The sequence below is a fragment of the Paraburkholderia sp. EG287B genome, from assembly GCF_040965595.1.
In the GTDB taxonomy this organism is placed as follows: Bacteria; Pseudomonadota; Gammaproteobacteria; order Burkholderiales; family Burkholderiaceae; genus Paraburkholderia.
Genome location: NZ_JBFRCG010000009.1, coordinates 350,482 through 369,096, shown reverse-complemented (window position 1 = coordinate 369,096; position 18,615 = coordinate 350,482). Strand labels below are relative to the sequence as shown.

The 18,615-nt window shown below is 65.0% G+C and carries 16 protein-coding genes and 1 pseudogene; 6 read left to right on the top strand and 11 right to left on the bottom strand.

Annotated features, from left to right (window positions below; all coding sequences use genetic code 11):
• The 6 genes and pseudogenes from AB4Y40_RS18890 to AB4Y40_RS18865 form a co-directional block, all read left to right on the top strand.
• A complete protein-coding gene (locus tag AB4Y40_RS18890; protein ID WP_368689045.1) occupies nt 1–1,419 on the top strand; it encodes an LLM class flavin-dependent oxidoreductase in 1,419 nt (472 codons plus the stop codon).
• Nucleotides 1,420–1,545: 126 nt separating this feature from the next.
• A complete protein-coding gene (locus AB4Y40_RS18885) occupies nt 1,546–1,893 on the top strand; it encodes a hypothetical protein (RefSeq protein ID WP_368689044.1) in 348 nt (115 codons plus the stop codon).
• 196 nt (nt 1,894–2,089) lie between these two features.
• A complete protein-coding gene (locus AB4Y40_RS18880; RefSeq protein ID WP_368689043.1) occupies nt 2,090–2,869 on the top strand; it encodes an amino acid ABC transporter substrate-binding protein in 780 nt (259 codons plus the stop codon).
• A 13-nt stretch (nt 2,870–2,882) separates the two neighbouring features.
• Nucleotides 2,883–3,560 (top strand): amino acid ABC transporter permease, encoded by a 678-nt coding sequence (locus AB4Y40_RS18875; protein WP_342922916.1) that lies wholly within the window; start codon nt 2,883–2,885, stop codon nt 3,558–3,560.
• The gene (locus AB4Y40_RS18870; RefSeq protein WP_368689042.1) at nt 3,560–4,318 is read left to right on the top strand and encodes an amino acid ABC transporter ATP-binding protein; all 759 of its coding nucleotides are present in this window, start codon (nt 3,560–3,562) and stop codon (nt 4,316–4,318) included. Before AB4Y40_RS18875 ends, AB4Y40_RS18870 begins: the two co-directional genes overlap by 1 nt.
• Nucleotides 4,319–4,593: 275 nt before the next feature.
• Nucleotides 4,594–5,214: pseudogene (locus AB4Y40_RS18865) on the top strand (lyase family protein); the annotation flags it as partial.
• A gap of 22 nt (nt 5,215–5,236) precedes the next feature.
• On the opposite strand, the gene AB4Y40_RS18860 reads toward AB4Y40_RS18865, so the two are convergent.
• The 11 genes from AB4Y40_RS18860 to AB4Y40_RS18810 all read right to left on the bottom strand — a co-directional run bounded on the left by AB4Y40_RS18860 (nt 5,237) and on the right by AB4Y40_RS18810 (nt 18,423).
• Nucleotides 5,237–5,944, bottom strand: a complete 708-nt coding sequence (locus tag AB4Y40_RS18860) for a transcriptional regulator NanR (RefSeq protein ID WP_069266474.1) — start codon at nt 5,942–5,944, stop codon at nt 5,237–5,239.
• A 73-nt stretch (nt 5,945–6,017) separates the two neighbouring features.
• A complete protein-coding gene (gene oiaK, locus AB4Y40_RS18855) occupies nt 6,018–7,397 on the bottom strand; it encodes a 3-oxo-isoapionate kinase OiaK (RefSeq protein WP_368689041.1) in 1,380 nt (459 codons plus the stop codon).
• Between the two features lie 8 nt (nt 7,398–7,405).
• Nucleotides 7,406–8,650 (bottom strand): ribulose-bisphosphate carboxylase large subunit family protein, encoded by a 1,245-nt coding sequence (locus AB4Y40_RS18850; RefSeq protein ID WP_368689040.1) that lies wholly within the window; start codon nt 8,648–8,650, stop codon nt 7,406–7,408.
• A gap of 21 nt (nt 8,651–8,671) precedes the next feature.
• Entirely contained in the window at nt 8,672–9,502 is an 831-nt protein-coding gene (locus AB4Y40_RS18845) for a phosphogluconate dehydrogenase C-terminal domain-containing protein (protein WP_368689039.1), read from the bottom strand.
• A 37-nt stretch (nt 9,503–9,539) separates the two neighbouring features.
• Nucleotides 9,540–10,895 (bottom strand): MFS transporter, encoded by a 1,356-nt coding sequence (locus AB4Y40_RS18840; RefSeq protein ID WP_368689038.1) that lies wholly within the window; start codon nt 10,893–10,895, stop codon nt 9,540–9,542.
• A gap of 143 nt (nt 10,896–11,038) precedes the next feature.
• Complete coding sequence (locus AB4Y40_RS18835) at nt 11,039–13,015, bottom strand: hypothetical protein (protein WP_368689037.1); 1,977 nt, start codon at nt 13,013–13,015, stop codon at nt 11,039–11,041.
• Nucleotides 13,012–14,058, bottom strand: coding sequence for a Gfo/Idh/MocA family protein (locus AB4Y40_RS18830; RefSeq protein WP_368689036.1), 1,047 nt, complete (start codon nt 14,056–14,058; stop codon nt 13,012–13,014). The genes AB4Y40_RS18835 and AB4Y40_RS18830 overlap by 4 nt, the downstream gene beginning before the upstream one ends.
• A gap of 3 nt (nt 14,059–14,061) precedes the next feature.
• Nucleotides 14,062–15,129 (bottom strand): ABC transporter permease, encoded by a 1,068-nt coding sequence (locus AB4Y40_RS18825; RefSeq protein WP_368689035.1) that lies wholly within the window; start codon nt 15,127–15,129, stop codon nt 14,062–14,064.
• A gap of 63 nt (nt 15,130–15,192) precedes the next feature.
• The gene (locus tag AB4Y40_RS18820) at nt 15,193–16,737 is read right to left on the bottom strand and encodes a sugar ABC transporter ATP-binding protein (protein WP_368689034.1); all 1,545 of its coding nucleotides are present in this window, start codon (nt 16,735–16,737) and stop codon (nt 15,193–15,195) included.
• The gene (locus tag AB4Y40_RS18815) at nt 16,734–17,402 is read right to left on the bottom strand and encodes a DUF2291 family protein (protein ID WP_368689033.1); all 669 of its coding nucleotides are present in this window, start codon (nt 17,400–17,402) and stop codon (nt 16,734–16,736) included. The genes AB4Y40_RS18820 and AB4Y40_RS18815 overlap by 4 nt, the downstream gene beginning before the upstream one ends.
• 82 nt (nt 17,403–17,484) lie before the next feature.
• The gene (locus tag AB4Y40_RS18810) at nt 17,485–18,423 is read right to left on the bottom strand and encodes a D-ribose ABC transporter substrate-binding protein (protein WP_368689032.1); all 939 of its coding nucleotides are present in this window, start codon (nt 18,421–18,423) and stop codon (nt 17,485–17,487) included.
• Nucleotides 18,424–18,615 lie beyond the last annotated feature (192 nt).

Below are 18,615 nucleotides of genomic sequence, written 5' to 3'. Positions count from 1 at the left end.
ATGAGCAAAACCATCCACCTGAACGCCTTTGAGATGAACTGCGTGGGCCACCAGTCGCCAGGCCTCTGGACCCACCCGCGCGATCGCTCGTGGCAGTACAAGGATCTCGATTACTGGACCGACCTCGCGAAGATACTCGAGCGTGGCGTTTTCGATGCGATCTTCATCGCGGACGTGATCGGCTATTACGACGTCTACAAGGGCAACAACTATCACGCGCTGCATCAGGCGGCGCAAATTCCCGTAAACGACCCCCTGCAACTGGCTGCGCCCATTGCCATGGTGACGTCGCATCTGGGCATCGGCATCACGGCGTCCACGAGCTTCGAGCACCCTTACACGTTCGCGCGCCGTCTCTCCACGGCCGACCATCACACGCAGGGGCGCCTTGCGTGGAACATCGTGACGTCGTATCTCGAGAGCGGCGCGAAGAATATCGGGCAAGGCGGCCTGCGCGACCACAACAACCGCTACGAAGTCGCGACGGAGTACGTCGAAGTGCTCTACAAGCTGTTCGAAGGAAGCTGGGAAGACGGCGCCGTGGTGCGCGACCGGGACCGGGGCGTGTTCACGCACCCCGAGAAAGTACACGAAATCGGCCACAAGGGAAAATACTTCGAAGTGCCAGGCTATCATCTTTGCGAGCCCTCTCCGCAGCGCACGCCGGTGCTGTTTCAGGCGGGCGCATCGGGTCCCGGCAAAACGTTCGCGGCGCAGCATGCCGAGTGTGTGTTCGTCGCGGCGCTCACGAAAAACCTGCTACGCGACTACGTGACGGATGTGCGCCGCCAGGCGGCGCTCGCCGGGCGCGACGCGAACAAGCTGCTGATCTACAACCTCGTCACCGTGATCGTCGACGAGACCGATGCCAAAGCACAGGCGCGCTTCGAGGAGTATCAGCGCCACGTCTCCTACGACGGCTCGCTCGTGTTCATGTCGGGCTGGACCGGCATCGACTTCGGGCAATACCTGCCCACCGACACGGTCAAGCGCGTGCAAACGAATGCGATCCACTCGGCCGTCGAACATCTCTCGGGCGGCGACACGACCTGGACCATCGAAGCGCTGGCGAAGTGGGGCGGCGTCGGCGGAATGGGGCCGGTATTCGTCGGCTCCCCCACGACGATTGCCGACATCCTCCAGGAGTGGGTCGAAGAGACCGGCGTGGACGGATTCAATCTGGCGTACGCGCTCGCGCATGAGACCTTCGAGCATGTCGTCGAGTACCTCGTGCCCGAGTTGCAGCGCCGCGGCGTGTATCCGCGCGACTACGCGCCGGGCACCTTGCGCGAAAAGCTCTTCGGCGGCGGCGCGCGCTTGCCCGACGAGCATCCGGCGGCGCGCTATCGCGACATCGAGCGTGTGAAGCGCGAATCAGCCGTGCAGACGGGCGAACCGGTTCCAGCCCCGGCCGCGTGAATAAACATAAGCAACCCAAAACAAATGCGTTAGCCGCAAAGAGGCGCACTTCTATACTCGTCGCATCGAGGGGCCGCGTACCCGCACGGCCTCCTCTTTCCTTGCGCCCATCCACAGGACATACCCATGACGACCTCGAATCAACGCACCGCCGACCACGCGATCGACCGACAGTTCCTCGACCGCTGGTCGCCGAGGGCCTTCACGGACGACACGCTGCCACAAGCCACGCTGCTCACGTTTCTCGACAGCCTGTCCGGCTGGAAGGCGCACGGACTGGCAGGAATCGAGCGCGAGCGGATTCGCTCTGAACTCGCGATACCGGACGACTATGCCATCGAAGCGGCCCTCGCGATCGGCCGCGCGGGCGACCCCGCACAGTTGAATGAGACGCTGCGCGCCCGCGAACGGCCGAACGGACGCCTGCCGTTGGCCGCGATTTCCGCGGAAGGCGCGTTCGCGTTCACCGAATGACCCCGATCGGCGCGCTCTGGCGCGCTGATCTCAGCTTTCCCGCGCGGCGCGTCCGTCGCTGCGACATATCCGTCGTTATATTCCACCAGAGCATATGCATAGCGAATGTGTCTGGTTTGCAGGCAGACACGCCGACCGTAGAATCCGTTGACTCACTGATGCCGCCAACGAAACTCTCATTACGAATATTTCAATCATGAAAGCCATCCGCTCCGCTCTTTTCGCCGCTCTGCTGTCGGTCGTCGCCGCGGCGCCGGCCCTCGCTGCCGACGAACTTGCGCAGGTCAAGTCGTCCGGTGTGTTCCGTGTCGGCACCGAAGGCACTTACGCGCCGTTCACCTACCATGACGAAACCGGCAAGCTGACCGGCTTCGACGTCGATATCGCCACGGCCATCGCACAACGGCTTGGTGTGAAGCCGCAGTTCGTCGAAGGCAAATGGGACGGCCTGATCGCGGGCCTCGACGTCAACCGCTACGACGCCGTGATCAACGAGGTTTCGATCACCGACGCACGCAAGGCCAAGTACGATTTTTCAAAGCCGTATATCTCGACGCACGCCGTGCTGATCGTGCGCTCGGACAACACGACCATCCATTCCTTCGACGACCTGAAGGGCAAGAAGTCGGCCAACACGCTGACCAGCAACTTCGGCAAGCTCGCCGCGTCGCACGGTGCCGACGTCGTGCCGGTTCAAGGCTTCAACGAATCGATCGATCTGCTGACGTCGGGCCGCGTGGACGCCACCGTCAACGACGCGCTTTCGTTCCTCGACTTCCAGAAGCACAAGCCGGACGCGAAGCTCAAGATTGCCGCCATCGACGCGTCTTCCGCTGACGACCAGTCGGGCGTGCTGCTGCGCAAGGGCAACCCGGACCTGGTCGCGGCCGTCGACAAGGCGCTCGCCGATATCAAGGCCGACGGCACCTACGCGAAGATCTCGCAGAAGTATTTCGGCAAAGACGTTTCGCAGTAAGGCGGACTGAACGATGCCGGCATGGCTGCATTTGATGGCGCAATCGTTGTGGCCACTGCTCTACGCGGGACTGGTCTTTTCCGTCCCGCTCACGCTGGCTTCGTTTGCGATCGGCATGGCGCTCGCGTTCTGCGCGGCGCTCATTCGCCTCTTCGGGCAACGCTGGGCCGTCGCGGCCGTGCGTTTCTATATCTGGCTCTTTCGCGGCTCGCCGCTGCTCGTGCAGCTATTCGTCATCTTCTACGGGCTGCCCAACGTGGGCATCGTGCTCGATCCGTTGACGGCAGCCATCATTGGTTTTTCACTCAATGTGGGCGCCTATAACGCGGAAGTCATTCGTGGCGTGATCGAATCGATTCCGCGCGGTCAGTGGGAAGCAGCCTATTCGATGAACATGACGCGCGCGCAGGCGCTGCGCCGCGCCATCCTGCCGCAAGCGATTCGCGTGGCGTTGCCCGCGCTCTCGAACTCGTTCATCTCGCTCGTGAAGGACACGTCCCTCGCGGCCGTGCTGACCGTGCCGGAAATCTTCCAGGCTGCACAACGCATCGCGGCCGTGACCTACGAACCCCTCATTCTCTATACCGAGGCCGCACTGATCTATCTCGTGTTCAGCTCGGTGCTCTCGCAGGCTCAAGGGCGTCTCGAAGCGCGCTATGGCCGCCATGCCCTGTTCCAGGCGGGGCGCTGATGATCCACATCGAGAAACTCCACAAGTCGTTCGGGGACCACGAGGTGCTCGCGGCCATCGACCTCACGCTCAAGGCCGGCAGCGTCACGGCACTGATCGGACCGTCCGGCAGCGGCAAGAGCACGCTGCTACGCTGCATCAATCTGCTCGAAGTGCCTGACTCCGGCACGGTGAGCGTGGGCGATGCCCGCCTCGAATTCAGCCGCGGCCGGCTGCTCTCCCACGCCGAAATCGCCTCGGTGCGCCGGCATACCGGCATGGTGTTCCAGAACTTCCAGTTGTTCCCGCACCTGAGCGTGATCGAGAACGTGATGGAAGGCCTCGTCACGGTCCTCAAATGGGAGAAGGAGCGAGCCCGTGAGCGCGCCGCCGCGCTGCTTGCGAAAGTGGGAATTGCCCAGAAGGCGCACGCATGGCCCTCCACGCTTTCGGGTGGCCAGCAGCAACGCGTGGCGATAGCGCGCGCACTCGCGCCCTCGCCCCAGGTGCTGCTCTGCGACGAGCCGACTTCGGCGCTCGACCCCGAACTCTCCGCGGAAGTGGTCGACGTGCTGCGGCAGCTTGCCCTCGAAGGCACGACCATGCTGATGGCGACGCATGATTTGCGGCTCGCGGCTTCCGTCGCGCACGACGCCGTTTTCCTCAAGGATGGCGCGATCGTCGAGGCCGGTCCGTCGCATGAACTCTTCGCACGCCCGCGCGATGCGCGCACGGCGCGCTTCGTCTCCACGCTCACGCAGGCGCTGCCATCGTTCTGAGCATAGGCAGGCGGCGTCGCCCGTCGCCGCCTGTTCATACTCCCTCAATGCACCTTGGGAAAACCGTGCCGCTCGGCGAGCCTCGATGGCGCCCGCTTCGCCCGCGCCGTCCATCACCGTGGTGTTTTCCTTGCCCACCTCGATGCGCTTGGCCTGGCCCAGCTCCTGGAGCGTGGCCTTGACGGCGTCGGCGAGCAGGTTCACGCCTTCGATGAGTTTGGTGCGGGCGAGATCGCCGAATACGATGTCTTTGGCTGCCATGATGACGTGCTCTTCTCGTGGAGGCGACCCAGGACGTCGGCTCGTTCGTGCAGCTGTCGGGCGTGCTCAAGCGCGTGGCCGCCAAGCTCTCGAAGACCTGCAATGACCTTCGCCTGCTTTCGAGCGGCCCGCGCGCAGGCCTTGGTGAAATCAATCTGCCGCCGGTGCAGGCGGGCTCCAGCATCATGCCGGGCAAGGTCAATCCGGTCATTCCGGAGGTGGTGAACCAGATCGCTTTCGAAGTCATCGGCAATGACGTGACGGTCAGCTTTGCCGCGGAGGCCGGTCAATTGCAGTTGAATGCGTTCGAGCCGGTCATCGCGCACAGCCTGTTCAAGAGCGTGGCGCACCTGCGTGCGGGATGCCTCATCCTGGCGTCGAGGTGTATCGACGGGATCACGGCCAATCGCGAGCGGCTTCGTTCGCTCGTCGAAAATTCCATCGGCATCGTGACTGCGCTGAACCCGTACATCGGCTATACGAATGCGACGCAGGTAGCCCAGGAAGCGCTCGTATCGGGAAGGAGCGTCGCCGAGAACGTCATCGAGAGAGGGTTGCTCACGCGGGCGCAACTCGAAGACATTCTCAAGCCCACGATGCTGACGCAGCCAAGGCATCACCTGCCGCTCGAGTAGTGACCGGCCGGCCACCGTATTGCTAATTGCGGCCTTGCGTACGGTAGAGTTCGTTGGCGCGCGTCAGATGAGCGCGCATCGCCGCCTCGGCGGCGTCGCCGTCACGGGCGGCGATCGCATCGACGATGCGTTGATGTTCGGTGAGCGTGAGTTCCTCGACGCCTGGCGCACGCACGAGCGGCTGGTAGTATTCGCCCGCCCAACGGAACAGCGACTCCACGATCGAGGGAAAAATCGGGTTGCCGCTGATCTTCGCAATTTCGCGGTGGAACGCCATGTCCCTCTCGATGAATTCCGCGAGATTGACCATGGACGCGCGATGCTGCGCCACGCTCAACTGAAGCCGTGCGACGTCTTCTTCCGTGGCCCGCTCGGCTGCCATGCGTGCGGTGCCGGTTTCGAGAAAGAGCCGGGCATGCTTGAGGTGCTCGAGCATGTCGGGCTGGGTGCGCAGCAGATGCAGCGCGCCGCCGGCAATCTGGGCAATCAGGCGATCAGCGGTCGGCACGACCACGCGGGCGCGCTCACCATGCACGATCTCGACGATGCCGGAACGCTCCAGCGCCTGCAGCGCTTCGCGCACCGCCGGCCGGCCGACGCCGTATATCTCCATCAGCTCGCGTTCGGACGGCAACTGCGCGCCGGGCGCGATCTCGCCCGCACGAATGCGTTCCATGAGCCGGTCGACGACTTCCTGGTATAGCTTGCGACGTGGAATGATCTCGCCCATTGCGGTGGTACTGTAAACGTCTGGTGTAATGACAATACCATACCGCGCCGCCGGCCACCACGTCACCGCCGGATCACTTCGCCCGCCCTTCGCGCACGGTGCCGAAGAAGTCGGCCTGGCCGATCTGTCCGCCCTTGAGCACGATTTCGAGGCCATCGCGCGCGGCGGTGCTCGACCACGCCCGGCACAGCGGCGCACCGGGCGCCACGCCCGCCGCCACGCTGAGCGCGTCAATGCCCAGCGCGCTCGCGACCTCGCCCGAACTGTCACCGCCCGCAACCACCACGCGTGAGACGCCGGTGCGGTCGAGCGTGCGCCGCATCACCTCCGCGAGCGCGCGGCCGACCTCGCGGGCGGCGTCCTGGCGCGTGCGTCCGCAGCGCCGCGCAATCTCGTCGAAGCCGCGCACGACCGGGTCGTCCGGGCCTTCCGCACTGTGGACCACGGCGCTGCTTCCATTGATGATGGCTTGCGTAGCGGCACCTGCGGCCCGCTCGATCTCAGCGGGTCCCGCCTGCGGATCGAGGGCACGCGCGAGGTCGATGCGATCCACGTGAAAACCGTGCTGGCGTGCCCAGCCAATCTGCGCCGCGGTAACAGGCGAACAACTGCCGCTCACCACGCCAATCGCCTCGACCGGACTCGCCGCGGGCAGCGACGGCGCAGCAGGCAGCCAGCCTCGCGAGCGCCAGTACGCGGCCAGCGCATACTGGAGGCCCGACGAAGAGGCCGTAAACACCCCTTCTCCGCGCGCTTCCCAAACGAGGCGGCCCGCTTCTGTCAACGTTTCGTCGTCGAGCACATCGATCAGCACGACGGGGGTATCGTCCGCGCATAGCATGCCCACGCGTGCGGCGCCCTCCCCGGCGCGCAACTGAAGCATGTGGACGAGTTCGATGCGGCGCGCCGTCTGCCGCGCGAGATGGCGGTGCAGATCGGCTTCGTCCATCGGCGTCACGGGGTGGCGCGACATCGTCGGATGACGGTCGAGGCGATAGCCGACGCCGTCGACGGCTGCGAAGAGATTGCCGAACACCTGATAGCGTTTCAGGCGCGGCGCGCCGATCACCATCGGCGACCAGTTTCCCGGCATGGACTGCGTGCCGATGTCGATCGCGGCACCGATCGAACCCACCTCGGGCGACGAATCGAACGTGGAGCACACCTTGTACTGCAGCACCGGTGGGCCGAGCGCGGCGAGGCTCGCGAACGCTTGCGGCAGCATTTCGCGCATCCACGCGGCACTGCGCCCGCGCGACGAGCCCGCGATACCTACGCAGCGCGCCTCGGGAAAGCGCGCGAGCGCCTCGGGCGTTGGCGTATCGAGAAACAGGATGGTGGGAATGCCCGCGGCCGTCATGGCCTCCATGGCATCGGTCGACCCCGTGAAGTCGTCGCCGTAATACGCGAGCAGCAGGCCCTCGGGCAAGCGCGCGTAGTTTGTTTCAGCCATCGCGCTGCTCACTTCCAGAAGCCGAGCGCCGCGCGCAACGACGGATGCCTTTGCGCGTGCTGCTCCAGCGGTACGCCTTCGATGGCGGCGCACCAGGCTTCGCGCAACGCATCGACGCCCGTCGCCACGCCCTGCGGGTGTCCGAAGATGCCGCCGCCCGCCGTGTGGATGAGATCCGCGCAGCCGAGTGCAGCGTAGGTATCGGCGGCCTGCAGGCCGGTCTGCCCCGAGCTGAAAACAGGCATGGCGGGCATGGGGGCGCTCGCCATCACCGGCGCGAGCACGGCGCGCGCCGCGGCGATTACGCTGTCGTCGGGTTCGCTGAACTTGTTGCGCAGGCCGTTCACGTGCATGTGGTCCGCTCCGGCGAGACGCCAGATCATCTGCCACGGCGCGTAGTCCCAACCGAGCGCCGGACTGCGCGAGAGGTAGCCCCACCCCGCCCGATGCGCGTGGATGGGCAACTGCGAATGCCGCCGCAATTCTTGCAGGCCCACGATACCCACCGAATTGAGCACGGCCATTACGCACGTTCCGCCATGCGCGAGCACGAGATCGTGGCGCCGGCGCATCTGGTCGAGATCGCCCGTGAGATTGAACGCCACCATCGCCTTCTTGCCGGTGCGCTCGGCGTGCTCGTTGACGACGCGCATCACCGCCTTCACGCGTTCGTCGAAGGGACAATGGGAGCCGTCGGCCTGTAGTTCGTCATCCTTGATAAAGTCGATGCCGCCCTGCACGAGCTCGCGCACCTGCTGCGCGGTTTCCGCGGGCGAGAGCCCCACGCTCGGCTTGATGATCGTGCCGATCAGCGGACCGTGCGCCACGCCCGTGAGCCGCCGCGTGCCTTCGATGCCGAACGCCGGCCCTGGATAGGCCGCCGCGAACGACTCAGGCAGTCGCAGCCCGGTGAGCCTCAGGCCCGACACCTGGCGCAACTCGAACAGATTGCCCGCAATGGTCGACATCAGGTTCGGCAGCGACGCGCCGAAATTCGCGATCGGCCACGAGAGTTCGAGTGTGCAACGCGTGTACCTGTCCGAACGCATGCCGCCGGGCAGGCTCGGCGCGTCCACGGCTTCCAGCACGTCGAGGCGCTCGACCCGCGCGCCCGAGCGCGCCTTCAGCTCGGGGGTTTCGTTTGGCAGTGCGACGAAAGTGCCGCTCGACTGTTCCCCGGCGATGACGTCGGCGGCACGCCGCGGATCATCGCCGGTTTCCAGCCAGTAAGTCGCGTGAATACGTTCGGTCACGGGTGCGATTCCTGTTTCGGGTCAGGTGATGCGGCGAATGCTCTCGGCGATCTCGGCGCGATCGAATACGCCTTTCCAGTCGTCGCGCATGAGGCGCGGCTTGCCGAATTCGATCGCCTTGTTGCACGCGTCGGAGAACGCGCCAGGGATCTCGTTGAAGATCACCGCGCTCAGGATGTTCATGTGGCCGAGCAGGAAGTCGCGCGCGGCTTCCTTGGGCACACCGCGCTGGATGGTCTCGTCCATCGCTTCGCGCATCACGTACAGCAGCGTCGCGCAGACCGTTTCGGAGAGGCCCGGCTCGAGCATGGCCATCTGGTCCACGCTCAGGCGATACGAGCGCAGAATCGGCGCGTAGATCGTTTTCGCCACATCCTCGCCGAGATCGAACGCCGAGTCCGGGCCCTGCATCAGCGCGCTCGTGATCGACTGCTTCGCGTACGCACCGCCGAAATGATCGTGAAGTGACTTTTCATCGACATCGTAGTTAAAGATGATTGGATGACACGGATGCGCAACGAAGTACGTGAGGTCGGGCCGCTCCGGCAGATGGCCCGCGAACGGCGCGGCGGCGTCGAGCGTCATCACCATCGTGCCGGCCTTCAGCATGGGCGAGATCTCGTGGCTCAGCTTGCCGATCAGCGTATCGGGCACGGCGAGGATGACGACCTGCGCGCCATCGAGCGCCGCTTCGACCGACACGCAGTCGATGTTCAGTTCGTCCTTGAGGCGCTTGCGGCCCGCTTCGCCGACTTCCACGTGCGCCACGCGGTAGTCCGACTTCTGCAGGTTGCCCGAAAGGCGGAAGCCCATCTTTCCGCCCGCGCCAAAGAGCGCAATTTTCTCTTTCATGCTCATCCTCCTTGCTAGTCCGTGAGTCCAGCTTCGATCAATTCGCGGCGAGCGCGCGCTCGCGCTCACGCGATGCGCGCGGTTCGCGGGCAAAGGCCAGCGCGAGCACGGCGCTCAGCAGCATCAAGGCGCCGACCACGAACATCGGCGCGTGGTAGGAGCCGGTTGCATCGTGCATGGCGCCTGTCACGTAAGGCGCGACGAAGCCCGCCACATTGCCGACCGTGTTGATGAGCGCGATGCCAGCCGCGGCGCCCGCGCCCGAGAGCGAGCGGGCCGGCAGCGTCCAGAAGCACGGCAGCGCGGCGAACACGGCGCAGGCCGTCACCGTGATGACGGCAATGCTTGCGGCCGGCGACTTCATGTAGAGCGCGACCGGAATGCTCAGCGCGCCGAGCAGCGCAGGAATCCCGACGTGCCAGCCGCGCACGCCGCGGCGCGTGGCGTCGCGGCTCCAGACGAAGAGCGCGATGGCGGCGGGCAGATATGGAACGGCAGTGATGAGCCCCTTCTGGAACACGTTGAAGTGTGTGCCGAACTGCCCTTCGAATCCGCCGATGATGGTCGGCAGGAAAAACGCGAGCGCATAGAGGCCGTAGACGAGCCCGAAGTACATCAGCGAAAACATCCACACGCGCGGGCTCAGCAGGGCCGCTCCCGCATGCGCGCCGTGGTGCACGGCGCCCGCTTCTTTCGTGCGCGCCTCCGCTTCGAGTTCCGCGTTGAGCCACGCCTGTTCGTCGCGTGTGAGCCAGCTCGCCTGCGAGGGACGATCGCTCAGATAGAACCACGCGATCACGCCCACCACGATGGCCGGCAAGGCCACGCCGATGAACATCACGCGCCAGCCCGCCAGGCCAAACAGGCCATGGGCCCCGATGAGCAGCGCGGCGAACGGCGCACCGATCACGATGGTGAGCGGCTGGGCGAGATAGAACAGCGCGAGGATATGGCTGCGATGGCGCTGCGGCACCCAGTTGCTGAGAAAGAGAATCGCGCCGGGGAAAAAGCCCGCTTCCGCCACGCCCAGCAGGAAACGCAGCACATAGAGCGAGGTCGCGCTGTCGACCCACGCGAGCAGCAGCGCGACCACGCCCCACGTCACCATGATGCGCGCGAGCCAGCGGCGCGCGCCGTAGCGATGCAGCGCCAGGTTGCTCGGCACTTCGAGAAAGATGTAGCCGATGAAGAACACGCCCGCAGCGAAACCGAACTGGGCCGCGTCGAGACGGAGGTCGTGCGCCATGCCGTTCGGGCCGGCAAACGAGATCGCGGTGCGGTCGAGGAAATTGATGAAGAACATCAAGGCGACGAACGGCACGAGGCGCAGCGAGACCTTGCGGATCGTCGGACGTTCGAAAGCGGATTCGGCTTTTCCTGAAACGGCTTGCATGCGTTTGCTCCCGCGAGATGATCCGCTGTTAGGGCTACAGATCATATGTGCTGGTATGATGAGTAGACCATCATGACGGAACGACTACACCTGGTATTTCCACCGACATGCGTGCATGCCGCAGCGCTTAAGCGCCGCGGACGCTACGCCAACACCGCGCGCGAAGAGGCAAACACGCAGGCAAACGGACGCAGCATTACCGGAACACCGGGCAACAGCGTGCACGGCGTGGGCGCGTCGGTTTGCCCGTTCAACGTGTATTCGTCGAGGCTCGTCGCGTGCAGCGACGTGTGGATTGCCTCGTCGAATTCGAGCTGAACCTCGCGTGGCTCGCTCGTCAGATTGGCCAGCACGAGTTCGATCGCGCTGTCGGCGTGGCGTACCGCAAGGCACGCGATACGGACGGCATCGCCGCTTCGCGTGACCCGCAAGCGCGCCGCTCCCGCCACGCGAGCCAATGCCTTCGCGACATCGAGAACCGGATAGCGTGCGGGCGTGTCGCCTTCCACATCTTCCACAGCGGCAAGCCCGCGCGGCCCTGTCAAGGCGCCCAGCGTGAGCGTTTCGATTCCCGCGCCTTCGAGCGCCGCCGTGTACCCTGCGAGCCAGGCCGCGCCGAATAACGCGCGCTGGCGCGGATCGTTGGCGGCCATGGCCACGCGTTCGCCTGCGGGATTCGGCATCACGCGCGAACCGTATGGGTTCTGTCGCATGCCGATCGAGACCGGCCCGATCGCGTAGGGCTGGCCGCCGATCAGCGCGCGGCACGAGCGCGCAATGTGGGGAATGGCTTCGAGCGTCTGCATGACGCTGCGGTCGTCGGCGGCGTGCACGATGGGACACGTCGCGTGGGTAACCCAGTCGACCATGTCGAGCGGCGGCCGCTTGCGGTTCAGCTCCGTGAAGTAGCTCAGCATGCCGCCGCCAAGGCGTAGCCTGGGGAACGCACGGCGCGCCTCGCGATAGACCTCGTCGAGCGCGGGACACGGCGGGCTCACGCTGCCCGGCGGGTTCGACTGCCGATGCACGGCCGGGCTCACGACGATGCCCGTCAAGGCGAGGCCCGCCTGATCGATCTGGGCGGCGAGACACGAGAGCTCCGCAGGCGGCGCCTCGACACCGGGCAAGGCAAACTCCAGCACGGCGGGCACGCCGCTTTCGCGCTGCAACTGTGCAAAGCGTTCAAGCTCGGGGACGCCATCGCCCGCAAGCGGGTCGAAGCTCAGCGTCATTTGCTGCGGTCCAAGCTCTGCGAGCAACGCGAGATTCGCGAGCGCCGCTGCGGTATCGTTCGAGGCGATCGCCACGCCGATCGCGGGCATGGTTTCGTGCTGCACGGAATTTCCAGAAGCGATTTCGATCTTGTCGGCCCGCGCCTCTCGTGTGGCTTCTGCTTTCCCCATCGCCTGATGCGTACCGCTCACGCTCAGCGTCACCGTCTGCGCGAACGCCGCGCCCTTTTCCAGCGTATAGGGCCAGGGCAGTTCAAGCGGGCGTGAGTAGGTCTTGAACGAAGCATCGGACCAGTTGCGCTGGTCTTCCATCTCGAACACGTCGCCCGTGAAGGTGCAACGCACCGTCAAGCCGTTCGGCAGATCGTGCTCGATTGCCGCGATGTGCTTGAAGGGCTGCCACGGATCGATCAGCGCCGGGAAGGCCGCGTTTTCACGACGGCCATCGCCGTGCTCCACGCGCGCGGGCGCACCGGCTACGCCGTCGATGGGATGGAGCACGCAAAACCCGCAGCGGGCCGCCAGAAAATCGGCATGCGCGGTGACATCACAACGAAACGTGAGGGCACCGCTGGCTGAACACACCATCGCAAGCGCGTAGCTGAGCGCGTGTCCCTCCGGATTCGCGCAGCGCGCGTCATACGCGACGTGAAAGCCGCTCGCCGTCTCTTCGACGTCGATGCGCTCGATGTCGGGGCGGCACGTGCCCCAGTCCTTGTCCCGCACGAGAAACGACACGGCGCGGATGACTTCGGTGCCTTGATAGCGGATGTCGTGCAATGCGCCGTCGATCAGCCACGCCGACCACGGTCCCGCTTCGAGGCGGCGCGCCGGGGTCACCGACTGCTGCGTGCCGTAGTAGACCGCGTTGTTCATACCCTCGCTCATGACGCCGCCTCTCCCGGCACGACGCTGCGCCCCTCGCGCGCCGAAAGATACGTGGCTTCAACAAGTTCCAGCGTACGCAGATTGTCGCGACCGCTCGTGGCCGGCTCGACGCCGCGCCGCAGGCAATCCACCCAGTGCGACTGGATGCTGAACACGCTGCCCTGGATCGCCACCCAGGGCTCGCTCGTCCATGAGAGCGCACGCGGTGCGACGCTGCGCAGCTCCGTACCCGTACGCGTATGGATCTGCAGCTGGTAGTCGGCGAAGAGCCGCAGTGTGCCCTCCGCGCCGTCGACTTCGATGAGCGTCTGCGGAAAGAGTTCGAGCGGCAACTGCGTCGCGTAGCTGCAATCCACCACGCTGCTCACGCCGTTTTCATGCGCGAGCAGGATCGTCGCGACGTCTTCGCCGCGAATCGATGGGTTCACGCGCGCGGTCGTGGCGCTCACGCGCGCCACGTCGCCGAACAGGAAGCGCGCGACATCGAGAATGTGGATGCCGAGATCTTCGACGATGAAGCGCTCGCCCTGCGCCAGATAGGGCTGACCGCTAAACACATCGTATGCCGAACGAAACGACACGCGCCCCCAGAACGGCTGTCCGATCGCCCCCTCGCGCAGCGCCATTCCCACGGCCTGGATCGCGCTCTGCCAGCGAAAGTTTTCGTGCACCATCAGCGGCACGCCGGCCTCGCGGCACGTTTGCACCATCGCGCGCGCATCGGTGAGCGTGGAGGCGAACGGCTTCTGGCAGATCGTGGCCACGCCGGCCGCCGCCGCCAGCTCCACGAGCGCGCGATGGCTCGGCACGGTGGTCGCGATATCGACGAAGTCGAGCCGCTCTTCGCGCAGCATCGTGGCCGCGTCCGTGTAACGCCGTTCGATGCCAAAGCTGTAGCCGACTTCGTCGAGGCGCGTACGGTTCGCGTCGCACAGCGCCACGATCCGCGCGCCGTCGATGTCCTGCCACGCCTGCAGATGATTGAGCGAGAAGAACCCGCAGCCGATCAACGCGCCCTTCAATTGCGCCGCTGTTGCACTCATCGGTCACGCCCCCGTTGCAGCCTGCTTTTGCAGCGCAAAGCGCTGCTGCGCGCGCCGCTGGATCTGGTCGACGACCACCGCCGCCACGATGACGACGCCCTTGATCACCGTTTGCCAGAAGGAACTCACGCCCATCATCACGAGCCCGTCCGAAAGCATGCCGATCACGAACGCACCGACGATGGTGCCGCCGATCTTGCCGCGTCCGCCCGACATCGACGTGCCACCCAGCACGGCCGCCGCGATCGCGTTGAGTTCGAATGTCTCGCCGCTCATGGGGTGCGAAGCGACCAGTTCCGATGAAATGATCAACCCGACGATCGCCGCGCAGAAACCGGAAAACATATACACGAACATCTTCACGCGATTCACGCGCACACCCGAGAGCTGGGCGGCGCGCTCGTTGGCGCCGACCGCATAGATCTGCCGGCCGAGCGGCGTGCGCGCGGCGATGTACGCGGCGACCACGCCCACCACGACCAGCAGCCATACCGCAAGCGGGATGCCGAGTATCGTCGCGCTGCCGAGCACAGGAAAGCCGCTGGTGCCGTAGGCGGGATTGCCCGTCAGGTTCGGGAAGGTCTCGCCGCCCGAGGACAGCAACGCGGCTCCTCGCGCGATATAGAGCGTGCCGAGCGTCGCGATGAACGGCGCGACGTTCAGCCGGGTGATGAGCAGGCCGTTGATCGCGCCTACCAGTACGCCCACGAGCAGCGCCACGACGATCACGGCGGGCACGCTCAGAAAGAGCGTGTACTCGCTGCCGACGGGAATGCCCTTGAGGATGAGCCCGCCTGCCACCATGCCCGTCAGGCCCACGACCGAGCCCACCGAAAGGTCGATGCCGCCCGCCACGATCACGAACGTCATGCCGATCGCGAGGAAGGCATTGAGCGCGACGTGCCGCGACATGATGAGCAGGTTCTCGATGCTCAGAAAGTTGTGGGCAGCGAACGAAAAGAAGACCACGACCGCGAACAATGCGATGAACGTACGCAGCTTCAGCAGCAGGAGCAGCGGCGCCTCGCTGAAGCTCGCTCCGGGTGCCGTGCTCTTGATGGCCAGCGACATGAATGCTCTCCAGATGAATGCAGGCTAAACGTTGGAACCGTGACAACCATTGAACGCGCGTGCTCAGGCCGCCTGTTCGTGCGCCGTCCTGTGCCCGACTGCAGAGGCGGCGACGAGCGCGTCCTGCGTAGCGTCGGCGGCATCGAATTCAGCGGTGACACGGCCGTTCGACATCACGAGAATGCGATCGGACAAGGCCATCACCTCTTCCAGATCGGACGTGACGAACAGCACGCCCAGTCCCCGGCCGGCCAGGTCGCGCATGACCCTGAAAATGTCCGCCTTCGCGCCAACGTCGATGCCGCGGCTGGGCTCGTCCATCAGCAGGACTTTTGGCGTGGTCATCAGCGCACGCGCGATCACCACCTTCTGCTGATTGCCGCCGGAGAGCGAGCTGACCGCCAGCCGCCAGTCGGCCACCTTGATCGCGAGGTCGCGAATGTAGTCGAGCACCGAGCGCTGCTCGCGCCGCGGATCGATATGAAAACCTCGCGCATGGGCCGCGAGACTCGAGAGCGTCATGTTCTCGCCAATCGACATGATGGGCAGCAGCGCGTCGGCCTTGCGGTCCTCCGGAATGAGCGCAAGGCCCTGTGCGACGCGTCCCGCGATCGGCTTGCCGTCGAGCGCCTTGCCGTCCAGCACGACGCTGCCGGTTGCGTGAGGATGCACGCCCAGAATGCATTCGAAGAGCTCGGAGCGCCCCGCCCCCATCAGTCCGTAGATGCCGACGATCTCGCCCGCGTGCAGCGACAGCGAGACGTGATCCACGAGCAAGCCACTGCCCTTGCGCGGCAGCGTGACGTCGCGCAGCGTCAGCACCTCGGCGCCGCGCGTGTGGCCGACGGGGCGTGAGAAGTCCTTCGTTTCGCGGCCCACCATTTGCCGCACGATCCACGGCACGTCGATCTGCGCCATCGGTTGATGGCCCGTGATGAGGCCGTCGCGCAGCACCGTGATGTAGTCGCCGATCCTGACCAGTTCTTCGAGCCGGTGCGAGATGTAGACGATCGACACGCCCTGCGCCTTCAACTCCGCAATCACGCGAAACAGCACGGCCACCTCTGCCGCGCTGAGCGCCGAGGTGGGTTCGTCGAGGATCAGCACGCGCGCGTCGTGGGCGAGCGCCTTCGCGATCTCCACGAGCTGCTGCTGCCCGATGCGCAGATCCTCGACCAGCGTGTCGGGGCTGAGGTCGAGTTCGAGCCGCGCGAGCAACGCGCGTACTTTCTCGCGCTGCGCGTCGGCGTCGATATCGATGCCGACGCGCGTGATTTCGTGCGCGATGAAGATGTTCTCGGCGATCGTGAGATTCGGAAACAGGTTGAGTTCCTGAAAGACGATGCCGATACCGTGGCGCAGTGCCTCTGCGCTGCTAGCCGGTGCGACAGGCTTGCCGTCCAGCACGAGCCTCCCGCTGGTCGGCTGCTCCGCGCCCGCGATGATCTTCATGAGCGTGGATTTTCCCGCGCCGTTCTCGCCCACGAGCACGTTGACTGCGCCACGGCGCACCGAGAAGTTCACGCCCTTCAGGGCAACCGTGCCGGGATAGACCTTGGTGACGTCCTCGACCTGGAGGATCACGTCCGCATTGCTCGCATCGGTCATGACTTGCCTCCGACCGTGACCGCGAGCGGCACGATCTCCGGCTGGTCGCTCGACGAGTCGTACGAGAACGCACCCGTCACCGTAATCGGCTTGCCTTTCAGATCGTTGCGCGGCAGCGGCTTCATGACGTGATTCGCCGCATACGCATTGAGCGCCGTGCCAAACTGCGCATACTCGATCTGGTTGCGGAAATTGCTGAACGAAATGAAATCGAGCGAATCGCGCAGCGTGGTGCCGAGCACCGTCGGGCCGATGTCGACGATCACGCTGGCCTGCCCGCTGCCATCGACGTCCACGCCCACGGTGCCCTGGCTCGACTGCGTGTCCACGTCCACGATGGTGCCGTGCAGCGTGGTCGGAAAATTCCATGGCGCGCCATCGTCCTTGCCGCGGTAGCCGTACTTGTGGCCGGCGGCGTCGGGGTCCGCCTTGATCGCGTCGCGCAGCGTGCGATAGTCCACCGCGCGTTTCTCGATGTCGGGCACGATCTTCGTACTCCACATCGACGCCACCATGGCGTTCGGGTCGTAGCCCGCCGACGCGTAGTTGTCGTGCGATCCACCCGAGCCCTGCAGGTCGCTGTTCTTCACCAGCTTGCAGCCGTGCAGCGCGCCGCCCAACACGGCGGCCACCACGACAATGACCGCGTACCGAAGCACTCCCATGCATAACCCCATGTGGTTACGGATGTCGTTGCGGAGCGCGCCGCGTTCCGCTCGTACGATGCTCGTGCTGCCGATGCGCGCCTTAACGCAAGGCGAACATGTCGAGCTTGCTGGCGTTCGTCTTCGTGATGAGCGAGCAGTTGATGAGCTGCTTTTCGGGCTTGCCCGTCGCGCCGGTCTTCAGATACTTGTCGGCCTGATCGACGGCGTCCGTGGCCGCCTCGGCCGCCGGCTGCAGTACCGTTGCGCGGATGTCGCCGCGCTTGATCGCGTCGCGCACGTCGTTGCTGCCGTCGAAGCCCACGACGATGATGTCGTTGCGCTTCGCGGCTTTCAGCGCGGCTGTCGCGCCCATCGCCATGGTGTCGTTGCCGGCTATCACGCCCTTGATGTCGGGGTGACTCTGCAGGATCGATTCCATCACCGTATAGGCTTCAGTCTGACTCCAGTTCGCCGATTGACGCTCGACCATCTTCATGTTCGAAAACTGGTCGATCACGTCGTGATAGCCCTTCGAGCGGATGCCGGCATTGATATCCGCCTCGCGGCCGACGAGCTCCACGTAATTGCCTTTCTCGCCCATCGCCTTGACGAAGGCGCGCGCGCCGAGCTGCGCACCCTGGTAGTTATTCGAAACGATCTGCGAGACCGCGATGCCGGTCGCGTTGATTTCACGATCGATCAGGAACGCCGGAATTTTCGCGTCCTTCGCCTTCTTGACTGCGGCGATGGACGCCTCCGAACCGGCGTTGTCGAGAATGATCGCCTTGGCCCCGCGGGCGATGGCGGTGTCGATGAGTTGCGATTGCTTGTTGGCGTCGTCGTCGTGGACCAGCACGATGGTGTCGTAGCCGAGCGCCTTGGCGCGCGCGTTCGCCGTGTCGGCTTCCGCCTTGAAGAAGGGATTGTCGTGAGAGGGGGTGATGATGGCGATGAGATTGGCCGCTTGCGCGACGCCCGCCGTGCCGAGAACCGCAAATGACATCAACGTCGACGCAAGCCAACGCCTGGGTGCCTTCATGATGCTGTCTCCTGTCTGGTTAAACGCCTTTGTCTGACTACAACCAGCTGACGGTCGTGATTGCTTACTCATCACTTATGCCGTCATGATGTCATCATACCAGCAGGCAGGAGCTCCGCTATGTTTTTAGATCCAGGGTTTTCTCTCATCTCGCACAAGTGGCAGAATCGGCACTTATCTCCTGCCCAGGTT

Bases quoted from the DNA above. Each gene is read 5' to 3' on its own strand.
- AB4Y40_RS18890 (WP_368689045.1), top strand. From the start codon at position 1: ATGAGCAAAACCATCCACCTGAACGCCTTTGAGATGAACTGCGTGGGC.
- AB4Y40_RS18885 (WP_368689044.1), top strand. From the start codon at position 1,546: ATGACGACCTCGAATCAACGCACCGCCGACCACGCGATCGACCGACAG.
- AB4Y40_RS18880 (WP_368689043.1), top strand. From the start codon at position 2,090: ATGAAAGCCATCCGCTCCGCTCTTTTCGCCGCTCTGCTGTCGGTCGTC.
- AB4Y40_RS18875 (WP_342922916.1), top strand. From the start codon at position 2,883: ATGCCGGCATGGCTGCATTTGATGGCGCAATCGTTGTGGCCACTGCTC.
- AB4Y40_RS18870 (WP_368689042.1), top strand. From the start codon at position 3,560: ATGATCCACATCGAGAAACTCCACAAGTCGTTCGGGGACCACGAGGTG.
- AB4Y40_RS18860 (WP_069266474.1), bottom strand. From the start codon at position 5,944: ATGGGCGAGATCATTCCACGTCGCAAGCTATACCAGGAAGTCGTCGAC.
- oiaK (WP_368689041.1), bottom strand. From the start codon at position 7,397: ATGGCTGAAACAAACTACGCGCGCTTGCCCGAGGGCCTGCTGCTCGCG.
- AB4Y40_RS18845 (WP_368689039.1), bottom strand. From the start codon at position 9,502: ATGAAAGAGAAAATTGCGCTCTTTGGCGCGGGCGGAAAGATGGGCTTC.
- AB4Y40_RS18840 (WP_368689038.1), bottom strand. From the start codon at position 10,895: ATGCAAGCCGTTTCAGGAAAAGCCGAATCCGCTTTCGAACGTCCGACG.
- AB4Y40_RS18835 (WP_368689037.1), bottom strand. From the start codon at position 13,015: ATGAGCGAGGGTATGAACAACGCGGTCTACTACGGCACGCAGCAGTCG.
- AB4Y40_RS18830 (WP_368689036.1), bottom strand. From the start codon at position 14,058: ATGAGTGCAACAGCGGCGCAATTGAAGGGCGCGTTGATCGGCTGCGGG.
- AB4Y40_RS18825 (WP_368689035.1), bottom strand. From the start codon at position 15,129: ATGTCGCTGGCCATCAAGAGCACGGCACCCGGAGCGAGCTTCAGCGAG.
- AB4Y40_RS18820 (WP_368689034.1), bottom strand. From the start codon at position 16,737: ATGACCGATGCGAGCAATGCGGACGTGATCCTCCAGGTCGAGGACGTC.
- AB4Y40_RS18815 (WP_368689033.1), bottom strand. From the start codon at position 17,402: ATGGGAGTGCTTCGGTACGCGGTCATTGTCGTGGTGGCCGCCGTGTTG.
- AB4Y40_RS18810 (WP_368689032.1), bottom strand. From the start codon at position 18,423: ATGAAGGCACCCAGGCGTTGGCTTGCGTCGACGTTGATGTCATTTGCG.